Source organism: Kluyvera genomosp. 2 (assembly GCF_036759865.1).
Lineage (GTDB): Bacteria > Pseudomonadota > Gammaproteobacteria > Enterobacterales > Enterobacteriaceae > Kluyvera > Kluyvera ascorbata_B.
Genome location: NZ_JAPKIA010000008.1, coordinates 80,617 through 94,950, shown reverse-complemented (window position 1 = coordinate 94,950; position 14,334 = coordinate 80,617). Strand labels below are relative to the sequence as shown.

The following is a 14,334-nucleotide window of genomic DNA, read 5'->3' as shown; positions in this document are numbered from 1 at the left end:
CTGCTCACAACCGAAAATTGGACGACCATTTTGTGAGAAAAGGCGGGCGCTAAGCACCCGCCGGAGGGGTTACATTTTGGCGAATTTCTCCAGCACGCGAATCAGCTGCGTCACAAAACCGTATTCGTTATCGTACCAGGAGACGGTTTTAACCAGCTGCAGGCCGCCGGCTTCGGTGACCTCCGTTTGCGTGGCGTCAAACACGGAACCAAAATGGGTGCCGATGATATCGGAAGAGACAATTTCTTCTTCGGTGTAGCCGAACGATTCATTGTTTTCGGCCGCTTTTTTCATCACCTGATTAACTTCATCGGCGGTCACTTTTTTGCCGAGAATCGACACCAGTTCCGTTACCGATCCGGTTTTGGTCGGCACGCGTTGAGCATGACCTTTGAGCTTGCCGCTCAGCGCCGGGATAACCAGACCGATCGCTTTGGCCGCGCCGGTGGTATGCGGAATGATATTCTCCGCCGCCGCGCGCGACGCGCGCAGGTCTTTGCCGCGCGGCCCGTCGACCAGCGACTGGGTGCCGGTGTAGGCGTGAATGGTCGTCATGGTACCCACTTCAATGCCGAATGCATCGTTGAGCGCTTTAGCCATCGGCGCCAGGCAGTTGGTGGTGCACGAGGCGACGGAAATAATCTTATCACTGGCGTTCAGCGTGTCGTCGTTGACGTTAAAGACCAGGGTTTTCATCTCTCCGGCTGGCGCGGAGACCAGCACTTTTTTAGCCCCGGCATCAAGGTGCGCCTGTGATTTTTCGGTTGAGGTGTAGAAGCCGGTGCACTCTACGATAAGCTCGGCGCCCTGGGCCGTCCACGGGATATTTTTGGCCTCTTTTTCGGCATAAACGGTGATGGTTTTGCCGTTGACGATCAGCGCGTTGTCGGTGAAATCGACGCTCCATGGGAAGGGGCCGTAGTTCGAATCATGCTTTAAAAGATAAGCCAGTACTTTTGGCGACGTCAGGTCGTTAATCGCCACCACTTCATGACTGCTGGATACTTCCAGTAACCGGCGCAGCACCAGACGGCCGATGCGCCCAAACCCGTTAATGCCAATTTTACTCATGTTACTCTCCTGTCAGTGATGGGCCTTTACCCAATATCGGTACTTAACAATCGCTGATAAATAAGTGTGGATGATATGTTTCACCTGTCCAGGCTTAGTTCAGCCAGGGCTGAAGGGCAATGTAAGCGTGATAAAATAATTTGTAGTGATATGAAAAAGTTAATGAATTTTTAATGAATGGCGGCTATTTTTGTCTTTATGTGAATTTTTAGCGTGTCATCAACAATGAACGACAAATACTCCCGCTTGCAAATTACGATCCACTGGTTGGTGTTCCTGCTGGTGGTTGTGGCCTACGCCGCCATGGAGTTGCGCGGTTTTTTCCCGCGTAGCGATCGCCCAATCATCAATATGATTCACGTTTCCTGTGGCATCAGCATTCTGCTGCTGATGGTGGCGCGCCTGTTGATTCGTCTCAAGCGACCGGCGCCGCCGATTGTGCCGAAACCAAAGCCGATGATCACCGGTTTGTCGCACCTGGGGCATCTGGCTATCTATCTGCTGTTTATTGCCTTGCCGCTTATCGGATTAGTCATGATGTACAATCGTGGGAACCCGTGGCTGGCGTTTGGCATGGTGATGCCGCATGCCGCTGAGGCGAATTTCGATCTGGCCGATACGCTTAAGCAATATCACGTTCTGCTTGCTAATCTCGGCTACTGGCTGATAGGGCTGCATGCTCTGGCTGCGCTGGCGCATCACTATTTCTGGAAGGACAATACGCTGCTGCGCATGATGCCGCGCAAGCGTTAACAAGGCTTTAAACTCTCTGGGCTTCGCGTTACCATACGTCATCTTTTAAACGTATGAGTCAGGGAGAACAGGGTGTTCGCAGATTTTGGCGTGCTGAATTACTGGACGTATTTGCTCGGGGCCATTTTTATTATTCTGGTGCCGGGGCCAAATACCCTCTTTGTGTTGAAAACCGGCGTCGCGCACGGTATTCGCAAAGGTTACATGGCGGCGCTGGCGGTCTTTATTGGCGATGCCGTGCTGATGTTCCTCTCCTTTGCTGGCGTGGCGACGCTGATCAAAACCACGCCGCTGCTGTTTAACATCGTCCGCTACCTTGGCGCATTTTATCTGCTGTATCTTGGCGGCAAGATGCTTTACAGCACGCTGAAGCGAAAGGCGGCGGGGCAGGACGCGCATGCGGAACCGGGGCACGCTATCTTTAAACGCGCGCTGACCCTGAGCCTGACGAATCCAAAGGCTATCCTGTTCTATGTCTCGTTTTTCGTGCAGTTTATTGATGTGCACGCGGCAACTCCGGGGCTGGCGTTCTTTATTCTGGCGCTGACGCTTGAGCTGGTCAGCTTTACCTACCTGAGCTTCCTGATTGTTTCTGGCTCGCTGGTGACGCGCTACGTGAAAACCCGTAAAAAGCTGGCAAAAATTGGCAACAGCCTGATTGGCCTGGTGTTTGTTGGTTTTGCCGCACGCCTGGCTACGCTCCAGTCCTGATTCCCTTGTGCCGGGTTGCGTGACGCTCACCCGGCCGGCCTTCCTGATATTACTCTCACCGCGCGTAAAATCACCCGCGTGACCTGCTACGCCCGCAGCCCTGGCATTTTCCGAAAAAAGTACGTCTGGTTGAATCGCGGTAGGGAACGTCATTGGCGGGTGTAGAATGTTGGCGGGTGCTTGAGGCTATTTGTCTCAGGCATTGACCGAAAGGCAGATAGAAGAAAGCCCCGGAAACATTATGCGTCTTGCAGGACGCTTAACATTTACCGAGGCCACATCTATGCCCTACAACATAGAGACTAGCCTCTTACAGACCTTCGGGTCAAGGAGTAGTGGGCTATGGAACCACGAAAATCAGCGCTTCTGGCGCTAATCGTTATCGGTATAACGCTTTTGTGCGCTTTGCTGTTTAACAATAAAAACCTCTGTGATGTTCGCTTCCGAAGCGGCGAAACGGAGATAGTGGTTCACATGGCTTACGAAACCAGGTAAGAGCCAGGCGGGGAGAAATCCCCGCCATTCTTCCTGTTGTCCGGTATCCTCAACGCACCCGATCTTTATCCCGCGTTAGATTCGTTGTCCTCGGGCCTGTTTTACCGCCTCAACCCGATCTTTTTGACGTTAATGAAATCATTTTTTTACAATCACATAAAAAATGATAGTATACCCCCCTATATCACCGGAGGGGCTATGCCACATTCACCCGAAGATAAAAAACGCGCGCTTACCCGGGTTCGCCGTATTAAAGGGCAGGTTGAAGCGCTGGAGCGCGCGCTGGAGTCCGGCGATTCCTGCCTGACCATACTGCAACAGATCGCCTCTATTCGCGGGGCCGCCAACGGCCTGATGGGCGAAATGGTTGAGATGCATCTCAAAGACGAACTAGTCAGCGGAGAAACCACCCCGGATCAGCGTGCGGTGCGCATGGCTGAGGTCGGTCATCTGCTACGATCCTATTTAAAATAATCATCACAACGGAAGAGACAGCTATGAAATCACGTGCTGCAGTTGCGTTTGGCCCCGGTCAGCCGCTGAAAATTGTTGAAATTGACGTCGCACCGCCGAAAAAAGGGGAAGTGCTGGTCAAAATCACCCATACCGGCGTTTGCCATACCGATGCATTTACGCTCTCCGGGGACGATCCGGAAGGTGTCTTCCCGGCGGTGCTGGGCCATGAAGGCGGCGGCGTGGTGGTGGAAGTGGGTGAAGGCGTGACGAGCCTGAAGCCGGGCGACCACGTTATTCCGCTGTATACCGCCGAATGCGGCGAGTGCAAATTCTGTAAATCCGGTAAAACCAACCTGTGCCAGGCCGTACGTGCGACGCAGGGGAAAGGGCTGATGCCGGACGGCACGACACGATTTTCTTACAACGGCGAACCTATTTACCACTATATGGGCACCAGCACCTTCAGCGAATACACCGTGGTAGCGGAAATTTCGCTGGCGAAGGTGAACCCACAGGCTCCGCTGGACAAAGTGTGCCTGTTAGGCTGCGGCGTGACCACCGGTATCGGTGCGGTGCACAACACGGCGAAGGTCAAAGAGGGCGACACCGTAGCGGTCTTTGGCCTTGGCGGTATTGGCCTGGCGGTGATCCAAGGCGCGGTGCAGGCGAAAGCCGGGCGCATCCTGGCCGTTGACACCAACCCGGAGAAGTTCAAGCTGGCCGGGGAAATGGGGGCCACCGACTTTATCAACCCGAAAGACTACGACAAGCCGGTTCAGGACGTGATTGTGGAACTGACCGACGGCGGCGTGGACTTCAGCTTTGAGTGTATCGGCAACGTGAACGTTATGCGCTCCGCGCTTGAGTGCTGCCATAAAGGCTGGGGTGAAAGCATTATCATCGGGGTAGCCGGTGCCGGGCAGGAAATTAAAACCCGTCCGTTCCAGCTTGTTACCGGCCGCGTGTGGCGCGGTTCTGCCTTCGGCGGCGTGAAGGGCCGTACCCAGCTGCCGGGCATGGTTGAAGAGGCGATGGCGGGCAAGATTCAGCTCGATCCGTTCATCACACACCGCCTGCCGCTGGATCACATCAACGAAGCGTTTGACTTGATGCATGAAGGTAAATCTATTCGTACCGTTATTCATTTCGGCGATAAATAACGCCATCAACCAGCGGGTGTTTTCCCGCTGGTTTTCTGAAGTGTGACCCGCCTTACGTTTTACGCCTTTGCTGATAAGAAATTAGCGGCTATAGCCGATGACTCTAGTACTTACCTCAAGTACAAGAGAGCTTACTCATGGATAACAAGGCTGCGCCGAGCCGTGCGCAAAAGATCGGTTTCTTACACCATATCCGGCTGGTGCCGTTTTTTAGTTCCGTTCTGGGCGGTATTCTGCTGCTGTTTGCCCTGAGCTCTGGACTGGCGGGCTACTTTATGTGGAAAGCCGATAACGATCAGCGTGATGTGACCCGAGAACTGCAGGTTCGTGTGGGGCTGTCCGACAGCGCCAACTACCTGCGCGAAGCGCGTTTAATGATGATCCACGCCGGTGCCGATAGCCGTATCGCCGAAATGGACAGCATGAAGAAGAACCTCGCGGCGGCCAGCCACTGGATTGAACGTTCACAGGACGGTTTCAAGGTTTATACCGATCGCAGCGTCAAAACCCCGGCCGATCGGGCGTTGGATAACGAGATGAATCAGCGTTATACCGCCTATCTTGAGGGGATGAAGCCAATGCTGAAATATGCCAAGAACGGTATGTTTGAGGCCATCATCAACTATGAGAGCGAGCAGGCCCGTGCGTTGGATGACGCCTACAACGATGTTCGTTTGAAAGTGATTGATATTCGTACCGCACGCGCGAACCAGCTGGCCGATCTGGCGCACGACCGCACCCGATTGGGCGTGATGTTTATGATTGGCGCTTTTGTCATGGCGGTGGCGATGACGCTGCTGACCTTTACGACTCTGCGCCGGGTGGTCATTCTGCCGCTGCAGCGTGCCGGAGCGCGTATCGCGCAGATCGCCAGCGGCGACCTGACCATGGCTGATGAGCCCGCGGGGCGTAGTGAGATAGGCCAACTTAACGCCAACCTGCAAAAAATGCAGCACTCGCTGGTGAAGACCGTGGGTACGGTGCGCCAGGGGGCGGAAGAGATCTATCGCGGCACCAGTGAAATCTCTATGGGCAACACCGATCTTTCCTCGCGTACCGAGCAGCAGGCGGCGGCAATTGAACAGACCGCCGCCAGCATGGAACAGCTGACGGCAACGGTGAAACAGAACGCCGACAACGCGCACCATGCCAGCAAGCTGGCAGAGGATGCCTCCGGCAAAGCGACGCGCGGCGGGCAACTGGTGTCCGGCGTGGTGTCCACCATGGGCAGCATCTCCACCAGTTCGAAGAAAATCTCCGAAATCACCTCGGTAATTAACAGCATTGCCTTCCAGACCAACATTCTGGCGCTGAACGCGGCGGTCGAAGCGGCGCGAGCGGGCGAACAGGGGCGCGGGTTTGCGGTGGTTGCGAGCGAAGTGCGGACGCTGGCCAGCCGCAGCGCACAGGCGGCAAAAGAGATAGAAGGGCTGATCAGCGAGTCGGTTACGCTTATCGAACGCGGTTCGGATGAGGTTGTCCGCGCCGGGTCGACGATGACTGATATTGTGGATGCGGTTAAACGCGTGACGGACATCATGCTGGAAATTGCGGCGGCCTCCGATGAGCAAAATCGGGGTATTCAGCAGGTAAGTCAGGCGGTGACCGAAATGGACAACGTCACCCAACAGAACGCCTCGCTGGTGGAAGAAGCCTCGGCGGCGGCGGCCTCGCTGGAAGAGCAGGCGGCGCGCTTAACTCAGGCAGTAGGCACGTTCCGCATTGGGCGTGGCGAAAGCGTTGAGCACGAGAAGGCAAGCGTAAAAGCAACGTTTACGCCGACGCGCCCAGCGGTAGCGACGGCCGGAGCCGATAACTGGGAAACGTTCTGACGAGGAAAAATCCCCGTAGCCTTGTGGCTACGGGGCTGTGGATTATTGTGAATCCGGCAGGGCGTAAGCAATGATATAGTCACCGCGATCCGGCGACTGACGAGCGCCCCCGGCGTTAATCACGATGTACTGCTTACCGGTTTTCGGCGACACGTAGGTCATCGGGCCGGACTGGCTCCCCACCGGCAGACGATCTTTCCAGATTTCTTTCCCGGTTGCGGTATCAAACGCGCGCAGGTAGAAATCCTGGGTACCGGCGAAGAACAGCAGACCAGACTGTGTCGACAGCGAGGCGCCCAGCGTCGGCATGCCAATGGGGATTGGCATGTGCATACGAATACCCAGCGGGCCGGTGTCCTCTACGGTCCCCACTGGAACCTGCCAGACAATCTTACCGGACTTCAGGTCCACCGCGGACAGGGTGCCAAATGGTGGTTTCTGGCATGGGATCCCCAGCGGTGACAGGAAACGTTCGCGCATCGCACCGTATGGCGTGCCATCCATAGGCACAATCCCCATCTCAATCCCGCTGGCGTCTTTAGCAACGTTGGCGCGCGGCACCATATAGTTTGCCAGACCCAGGCGCATATCGTTGACGAACATCAGACTATTGTTTGGATCAACCGATACGCTGCCCCAGTTCATACCGCCGAGGGATCCCGGATACTGCAGCGAGCGGTCAACGCCCGGCGGGGTGAAGATGCCCTGATGGCGCATTTCTTTAAACTGGATGCGGCACAGCAGCAGATCGACCGGGGTAGCGCCCCACATATCGGACTCTTTCAACGTGTCATTACCGATCATCGGCATACCCACAGAGTACGGTTGGGTGGGCGAGTAACGCTCTCCCTGCACATTGCCTGCCGGTACCGGGCGCTCTTCGACTTTCGCGACCGGTTCGCCGGTTTCTCGGTTGAGCATAAAGATCATGCCCTGTTTGCTGGTTTGCACCAGTACCGGCGTAGTACCACCTTTGCTGTTCGGCAGGTCGTACAGCAGCGGCTGAGACGGCAGGTCGAAGTCCCACAGATCGTGGTGAGTTGTCTGGTAGTGCCAGCGAACTTTACCGGTCGTGGCATCAACGGCAACGATTGACGAGCTGTACTTATCGTCCAGCGCGGTACGTTCACCTGCCCAGAAGTCCGGCGTCGCATTACCGGTGGGCAGATACACCAGGTTTAGCTTCGCGTCATAGGACATCGCGGACCAAACGTTCGGCGTCCCGCGCGTGTAGGTTTGGCCTTCCGGCGGCAGGCCGGTCAGATTCGGGTTGCCCGGATCCCACGCCCACGCCAGTTTGCCGGTGCGTACATCATAAGCGCGTACGACGCCCGGCGGTTCACCGGTAGAGAAGTTGTCGGCAACGCGGCCGCCAACCACCACCACATTTCCCGCCACCAGCGGCGTCGAGGTTTGCTGGTAGTAGCCCGGTTTGATTTCACCCATCCCGACGCTCAGGTCCACGGTGCCGTGGTCGCCGAAGTCTTCGCACAGCTGGCCGTTATCGGCGTTGATGGCGATCAGCCTGGCATCGGTGGTCGGCAGGAACAAGCGGCGTTGACAGGCGGCGGGTTGCGCAGAAGACTGAGGTGAGGTGAGTGCGGTCGTGTCTTCAAAGTAACCCAGTCCACGGCAGCGCTGCCAGTTCGGCGCGGTGGCTTTCGCATCATAGCGCCACTTTTCTTTACCGCTATCGACGTCCAGCGCCAGTACCTTGCTGTACGGCGTGCAGACGAATAGCGTATCGCCGATTTGCAGCGGCGTATTCTGATCTTCCGCGCCGGAACCGTTGCTTAGCGGAATATCGCCGGTATGGGCCGTCCAGGCTACCTTCAGTTGATTAACGTTTTGCTTGTTAATCTGATCCAACGCAGCAAAACGATCGCCGTGAGTGGTATTGCCCCAGTGTGCCCAGTTTTTCTGCGCTTCACCCGCTGCCACCGGTTTCACCGGTACCGCCTCGGTGGCGGATACCAGCGTCTGCGGTTTGAACATACCGCCTACGCTTGCCAGCAGGGCAACGGCGAGCACGGCCGCCAGGCCAAACGCGGGCCCTTTACGTGCAGGTGCCGTCGTGGCCATAAACGGCCACACCAGCGCGCAAAGCAGCGCCAGTACGCCAAAGGTAAAGAGGCGGGAAAACAGCGGCCAGAAATCCCAGCCCGCATCGCCAATTGACCAGATAATTGCCACGATAAACGCCAGTGCGTAAAGCATAATCCCGGCGCGGCGCTGGCGCGCGATCAGCACAGCGCTGACGAGCATGACCAGCCCCATCAGGGCAAAGAAGACCGAGCCACCCACGGCGGCGAGTTTCGCCCCCAGCGCGCCGATTGCCAGACCGACGATCGCCATCAGCCCAATAAGAAGCCACTGCAGGATTCGCGGGAATCCTCGCGGCACGTTGCCAGTAGACATACTGTTCTCCTTACGACAGCAGATATTGCACACGGCTGAACCACATGGGGTATGAGTTCCGTGTTTTCATTTTGAATGAAGCGAATACTTGTTTCTAAGTGAGGGTTTTAGTTCACAGGTGAAATCAGTTGTGAACCATTTGGTTAACTGGTGGCTATGATAGATCTGTTAAAATGCATTGCGCAATTGTTAATAAAAGATTTCGCATTATTTGCGTATTGGTCTTGGTTCGGTGATGCGCACGACCGCAGACGACCAAGCGGATATTGTCTACCCCACAGACACGGGCCGCGAAAAGCGTTGTGCAGAAAAGTCCGTCTATGAACCCAATCGCCGCATTCAAAACGTAGAAATAAAAATGTGTAAATATTATTAATCCCGCCGGATGAAAAATAATTTAATAATATTCATGGTGTGAATGATATGAGCGGGATAAATATTTTTTCCAGATGGGTCTGTAAAACATTTTACCGACTGACGCATTCTGAAAAATACGATCACAATAAAAATCTTTGGCCCTATTTTAAAGTCCAGCGTAAGCCCTGCGGAATGATTCAAAACGTTTATTTTAAAAATAGTCGATTGAACCACATTGATATTGAGGCGCGAGCCAGAAATAAACCACTGCTGATTATGGCCTCCGGGCCGTCGGTCAATCGTATCCGGGGGGAGTTTTATGATGATTATTTCGACTATATGGGCGTTAACGGCGCCTGTGCCCTGACGCCGATAAACTTTCGTTGGTATGTGATTATCGATCGCAGTTTCATTATCAATAAACTTGATTTTATTAGGGAAATTGTTGGCGTGTCCGATCTGGTGTTGTTCTGCCCGTGTAAATGTCTGGAGGCTATCTGCTCGTTGATTCCGCCTTCGCGCATTCGCTGTCAGTTTAAAATTATTGAAACGATCACCAATGCAATGTGTGAAACCTTTCTGGGGAAGGCCTACCCGGTAGAACCGAACGATGGCGAATATCACTGGTTTAATGAAACAGGATTCTCTGCTCATTTATCTCGTGCGGTATTTGATTATGGTACGGTCGCTTATCCCGCGCTACAAATAGCCTGCGCCTTAGGCTATAAGCATATTTATTTTGCCGGGCTGGATATGAACAGTTTTCATTCGCCTCGTTTTTATGAGCAGGCTGATAATATATTATCAACGCGCCTGCAGCGCGATTTTGATAAAATAACCCGGGCTTTTACTGCCGCACATTCCTATTGTGATAAACATGATATTAATGTAGTGAATTTATCGACGGAGAGCGCGGTGACGGTTTTTCCCCGACAATCCTGGGAAACGGTGATAAAGAGACGCTGAGCGCGTGGCCTGCCGGGAGCAGGCCAGCGGAGGCCGATCAGGAGGGAACGGCCTTTCGCACCGCGCTCAGCAGCGTCTGTGCGCCGGAGGAAAGCGGCGTATCTACGCGGGTCAGAATGCCAATGGGCTCGCCCTGGCCCTGGGTCGCAATCGGCAAGGCGGTGAGCGAACCGCGTCGCAGGTCGTCTTTTACCGCACCCGAAGGAACAAACCAGATGTAGTTGTAGTCAACCGTGAGCTGGCGGGACAGCGATGCAGACAGCGTTTCAATACAGCCAGCAGGCATTTTGCAGCCCTGGCTTTGTAGCAGGGTCTCGGCGTTCTGGCGCGGCACGGTGCCTTTAGGTGACACAACGACCGGCCACTCCAGCACCCGACTCAGGGTGATGTTTTCATGCAAAATCGGATGATCCGGGCGAACCACCAGCTTCAGCGATTCAAGAAACAGCAGTTCGTAGTTCAGCCCGGTCATCAGTTCAGGATCGGACATACGGCCAATGCCGAGGTCAATATCGCCGGACTTCAGCGCCGCCAGCAGCATGGTGTTGTTCATGGTCGCCACCTGCAGCGTGACGTCTTTTTGCTGCTGGTGAAATGGGCCGATTACCGCAGGCAGCACGCCCAGAGCCGCAGTGGGTAGCGCGCCAATGCGCACCACATCATTATTAACACCTTCTTTACGTACCAGCGCCTGTCCGGCGGTGTTCAGCGCGTCGAGCACTTTCACCGCATGGGTCAGAAATTGTTCGCCCACTAAGGTCAGCTGCGCGCCGAGGCGGCCGCGTTCAAACAGGCGGGTACCGGTAAGCTGTTCGAGTTCATTTAAGGTCTTAGAAAGCGCAGGCTGGCTAAGATTAAGGGTTTCAGCCGCTCGCCCCAATGTTCCTTGCTGGGCGACGGCCACGAAAGTGTGCAGATGGCGCAGACGAATGCGCTGACTAAAGAGAGCATTTTTTTCCATAAGCGATGTTTAAAACAGAGCAGCATGGGTGACAAGTAATGTTGTTTAATTTTGATAACTTGCTAGCAAATTATTATTAACATTTGTGCGGTTTAACAGACAAGCGTTTTGTTGCAGGAAGAAAGGAAACCCGGCGTGGCGATCCTCGCCGGGTGCGATCGTGTCGGCCTATTGCTCACCCGCGCGCAATCGCGGCGAAGGGCTCCGCCATCAGACGTCAAAGAAGACGGTTTCTTTTTCACCCTGCAGATAAATATCAAAGTGATAGACCGTTTCGTTGCCACGGATCTCTTTTCGGCCAATCAAGGTCTGACGGCGAACCTCCCATTCGATCAGGTTGAGCACCGGATCGCTGGCGTTCGCTTCTTGTTCGTCAGAGAAGTACATGCGCGTATTCAGGCCAATGTTAATGCCGCGCGCCACGATCCACAGATTGACGTGCGGTGCCATCATGCGTCCATCGCGGCCGACCGCCTGACCCGGCTTGATGGTGTCAAAACGCCAGACGCCGCTGTCAAAATTGGAGCAGGCGCGGCCCCAGCCGCGAAAATCGGCGTCCAGCGCTTTGCCTTCCTGATGGTCGGCGACATGGTTATAACGCCCGTTGGCGTTGGCCTGCCAGATCTCAATCAGCACGTCGCGCACCGGGGTGCCTGAGCCGTCGAAGACGCGTCCTTCAATGGCAATGCGTTCGCCCGGCGTGTGGCTGTTGGTCAGCGTGGGACCAAAGTTTTTCTCGAAAATATGAAAGCCGGCAGCGTCCGGCGCAAGGCCAATATGAACGTATGGCCCGGCGGTTTGCGAAGCGGTTTCCGGTAAATAGTCTTTCATCGTGCAGCCCCCTGGGTACGATTCTCAAACAGCGTGGCGCGCTGGCCGCGTAGCACCAGATCAAAACGGTACGCCAGGCAGTCGAGCGGCACGGCGGCATGGGTATCAAGTTCAGCAATCAGCGTGCGTACGGCGTCATCGTTGTTAATGGTTTTGACGATGGGGCACTGCTTGATGAGCGGGTCGCCTTCAAAGTACATCTGCGTGATCAGTCGCTGGGCGTACGCCTCGCCGAAGATCGAAAAGTGAATATGTGAAGGACGCCAGTCGCTGACCTGATTACGCCACGGGTACGGGCCCGGCTTGATGGTGCGGAAGAAGTAGTAGCCATTTTCATCGGTCAACACGCGCCCGCAGCCGCCAAAATTTGGATCAATCGGCGCCAGATACTGATCTTTCTTATGCCGATAGCGTCCGCCGGCGTTGGCCTGCCACACTTCAACCAGCGTATTTTTCAGCGGGCGACCAAAGCCGTCGCGGACATAGCCGTGCACGATAATACGCTCGCCGATCGGCAAGCCATCTTTGGCGTAGTTGAGGATCAGGTCGTTATCCAACGGGCCTATATCCTGCTGAGAAAAGACCGGGCCGGTGATTTCTGACAGCGAATTTTGCAGGGAAATAAGCGCGTTACGCGGTGAACGCAATACGCTGGTTTTATAGCCTGGCGCATAGGCCGGCGGGTGATTGTTGTAATCACGATGAATCACTTCTTGCGGTGACCATTTTGTGCTCATAGGTGGCTCCGTGTAGGGTATTTTATTATTGCCGCACTCAGTGTGTGTAAATGCATTGTTAATTAATAGTGAATTTAAGGTGTGTTTTAAATAACCTCTGGTTATGGCAACGCCAGAGTTAACGGTGGAATTTATGCAGTCGCCGGGATCACACTTTGTAAATTCTTACCGCACGGCGTTATGCGCTTACCTACACTGCAAATAGAGTCACAGGAGGCGAGATAACATGGCGCATACCCTTTCAGCAGATGATATTCGGGAAGATTTTTCGCAAGCAATGTCGGCAATGTACCAGCAGGAAGTCCCGCAATATGGCACTTTGTTAGCGCTTGTTGCTGACGTAAATCTGGCGGTGCTGGAAAATAATCCGCGCTTACATGAACAGCTGGCCAACGCCGATGAACTGGCGCGCCTGAACGTGGAGCGTCACGGGGCTATCAGGGTGGGAACGGCGCAAGAGCTGGCGACGCTGTGCCGCATGTTTGCCATCATGGGGATGTACCCGGTGGGGTATTACGATCTTTCCGTGGCGGGCGTGCCGGTGCACTCCACCGCTTTTCGTCCGGTTGATGACGCGGCGCTCCAGCGTAATCCTTTTCGTATTTTTACCTCGCTGCTGCGTTTGGAGTTGATTGACGACCCGGCGCTGCGTGACAAAGCGGCGCGTATTCTTGCCCGACGCGATATCTTCACGCCGCGCTGTCGGGCGCTGATGGCCCTTCACGACGAGCAGGGTGGCTTGACCCCGGCACAGGGGCAGGAATTTGTCCGTGAAGCGCTGGAAACCTTTCGCTGGCATCACCACACGACGGTCGATAAAGAAACGTATCAGGCGCTGCATCAACAGCATCGGCTGATTGCCGATGTGGTGTGTTTTCCCGGCTGTCATATTAACCATCTGACGCCGCGTACCCTGGATATTGACCAGGTACAGTCGCTGATGGCGAAATACGGCATCGAACCGAAAGCGGTGATCGAAGGGCCGCCGCGTCGCGCGGTGCCGCTGCTGCTGCGCCAGACCAGCTTTAAAGCCCTGGAAGAACCCGTTTCCTTCGCCGGTGACGCCAGCGGCACGCACACGGCGCGCTTTGGGGAAATAGAGCAACGCGGCGTGGCGCTGACACCTAAGGGACGGGCATTGTACGACCGGCTGTTGAGCGAGGCGGGTGTGGGAAAAGACAACCTTAGCCATCAGCAGCATCTACAGGCCGTATTCAAAGCGTTCCCGGACAGCGAATTTCTGCTGCGCCAGCAGGGGCTGGCCTGGTTCCGCTATCGTCTGACCCCCAGCGGCGATGCGCATCGCCAGGCCATTCGTCCCGGCGACGATCCGCAGCCGTTTATTGAACGCGGCTGGGTTATCGCACAGCCCATCACCTATGAAGATTTTCTGCCGGTCAGCGCCGCCGGTATTTTCCAGTCCAATCTCGGCGGTGAATCGCAGACGCACAGCCATGGCAACGCCAGCCGCGGCGCCTTTGAAACGGCGCTGGGAAGGCCGGTACTTAACGAGTTCAGCCTGTACGAAGAGGCGGAGATGCGCAGCAAACGGCGTTGCGGTTTGCTCTGAAACGGTTAATCTGCAA

The 14,334-nt window shown here is 55.2% G+C and carries 13 protein-coding genes; 8 read left to right on the top strand and 5 right to left on the bottom strand.

Annotated elements, in window-relative coordinates; genetic code table 11:
- Positions 1-69 precede the first annotated feature (69 nt).
- Positions 70-1,071 carry a type I glyceraldehyde-3-phosphate dehydrogenase gene (gap, locus tag V6942_RS10470; protein WP_064545194.1) on the bottom strand — a complete coding sequence of 334 codons (1,002 nt, stop codon included), beginning with the start codon at positions 1,069-1,071 and terminating at the stop codon, positions 70-72.
- Positions 1,072-1,296: 225 nt separating this feature from the next.
- Here gap and cybB point away from each other — a divergent pair, with 225 nt between their 5' ends.
- From cybB to V6942_RS10440, 6 genes are all read left to right on the top strand, one after another.
- On the top strand, positions 1,297-1,824 hold the full coding sequence (gene cybB, locus V6942_RS10465) for a cytochrome b561 (protein ID WP_182965295.1): 528 nt from the start codon (positions 1,297-1,299) through the stop codon (positions 1,822-1,824).
- 72 nt (positions 1,825-1,896) lie between these two features.
- Positions 1,897-2,535, top strand: coding sequence for a leucine efflux protein LeuE (gene leuE / locus V6942_RS10460; RefSeq protein ID WP_106929143.1), 639 nt, complete (start codon positions 1,897-1,899; stop codon positions 2,533-2,535).
- 342 nt (positions 2,536-2,877) lie between these two features.
- A complete protein-coding gene (locus tag V6942_RS10455) occupies positions 2,878-3,030 on the top strand; it encodes a Hok/Gef family protein (RefSeq protein WP_106929142.1) in 153 nt (50 codons plus the stop codon).
- 198 nt (positions 3,031-3,228) lie between these two features.
- Positions 3,229-3,504 carry a metal/formaldehyde-sensitive transcriptional repressor gene (locus V6942_RS10450; protein ID WP_106929140.1) on the top strand — a complete coding sequence of 92 codons (276 nt, stop codon included), beginning with the start codon at positions 3,229-3,231 and terminating at the stop codon, positions 3,502-3,504.
- A 23-nt stretch (positions 3,505-3,527) separates the two neighbouring features.
- Positions 3,528-4,646: an S-(hydroxymethyl)glutathione dehydrogenase/class III alcohol dehydrogenase gene (locus V6942_RS10445; protein ID WP_182928965.1), complete on the top strand. Its 1,119-nt coding sequence runs from the start codon at positions 3,528-3,530 to the stop codon at positions 4,644-4,646.
- Positions 4,647-4,783: 137 nt separating this feature from the next.
- Positions 4,784-6,478 (top strand): methyl-accepting chemotaxis protein, encoded by a 1,695-nt coding sequence (locus tag V6942_RS10440; RefSeq protein ID WP_333501226.1) that lies wholly within the window; start codon positions 4,784-4,786, stop codon positions 6,476-6,478.
- 42 nt (positions 6,479-6,520) lie between these two features.
- Here the strand turns inward: V6942_RS10440 and V6942_RS10435 are convergent, their stop codons facing one another.
- The gene (locus V6942_RS10435) at positions 6,521-8,896 is read right to left on the bottom strand and encodes a glucose/quinate/shikimate family membrane-bound PQQ-dependent dehydrogenase (RefSeq protein WP_333501225.1); all 2,376 of its coding nucleotides are present in this window, start codon (positions 8,894-8,896) and stop codon (positions 6,521-6,523) included.
- Between the two features lie 423 nt (positions 8,897-9,319).
- Between V6942_RS10435 and V6942_RS10430 the strand changes: the two genes are divergently transcribed.
- The gene (locus V6942_RS10430) at positions 9,320-10,219 is read left to right on the top strand and encodes a lipopolysaccharide core biosynthesis protein RfaZ (RefSeq protein WP_182965289.1); all 900 of its coding nucleotides are present in this window, start codon (positions 9,320-9,322) and stop codon (positions 10,217-10,219) included.
- A gap of 37 nt (positions 10,220-10,256) precedes the next feature.
- On the opposite strand, the gene V6942_RS10425 is transcribed toward V6942_RS10430, so the two are convergent.
- From V6942_RS10425 to pcaH, 3 genes are all read right to left on the bottom strand, one after another.
- A complete protein-coding gene (locus V6942_RS10425; protein ID WP_333501224.1) occupies positions 10,257-11,180 on the bottom strand; it encodes a LysR substrate-binding domain-containing protein in 924 nt (307 codons plus the stop codon).
- 210 nt (positions 11,181-11,390) lie between these two features.
- Entirely contained in the window at positions 11,391-12,011 is a 621-nt protein-coding gene (gene pcaG, locus V6942_RS10420) for a protocatechuate 3,4-dioxygenase subunit alpha (protein WP_333501223.1), read from the bottom strand.
- Complete coding sequence (gene pcaH, locus V6942_RS10415; protein WP_333501222.1) at positions 12,008-12,748, bottom strand: protocatechuate 3,4-dioxygenase subunit beta; 741 nt, start codon at positions 12,746-12,748, stop codon at positions 12,008-12,010. The genes pcaG and pcaH overlap by 4 nt, the downstream gene beginning before the upstream one ends.
- Positions 12,749-12,974: 226 nt before the next feature.
- On the opposite strand from pcaH, the gene V6942_RS10410 reads away from it, so the two are divergent.
- Positions 12,975-14,318 carry a VOC family protein gene (locus V6942_RS10410; RefSeq protein WP_106929128.1) on the top strand — a complete coding sequence of 448 codons (1,344 nt, stop codon included), beginning with the start codon at positions 12,975-12,977 and terminating at the stop codon, positions 14,316-14,318.
- Positions 14,319-14,334 lie beyond the last annotated feature (16 nt).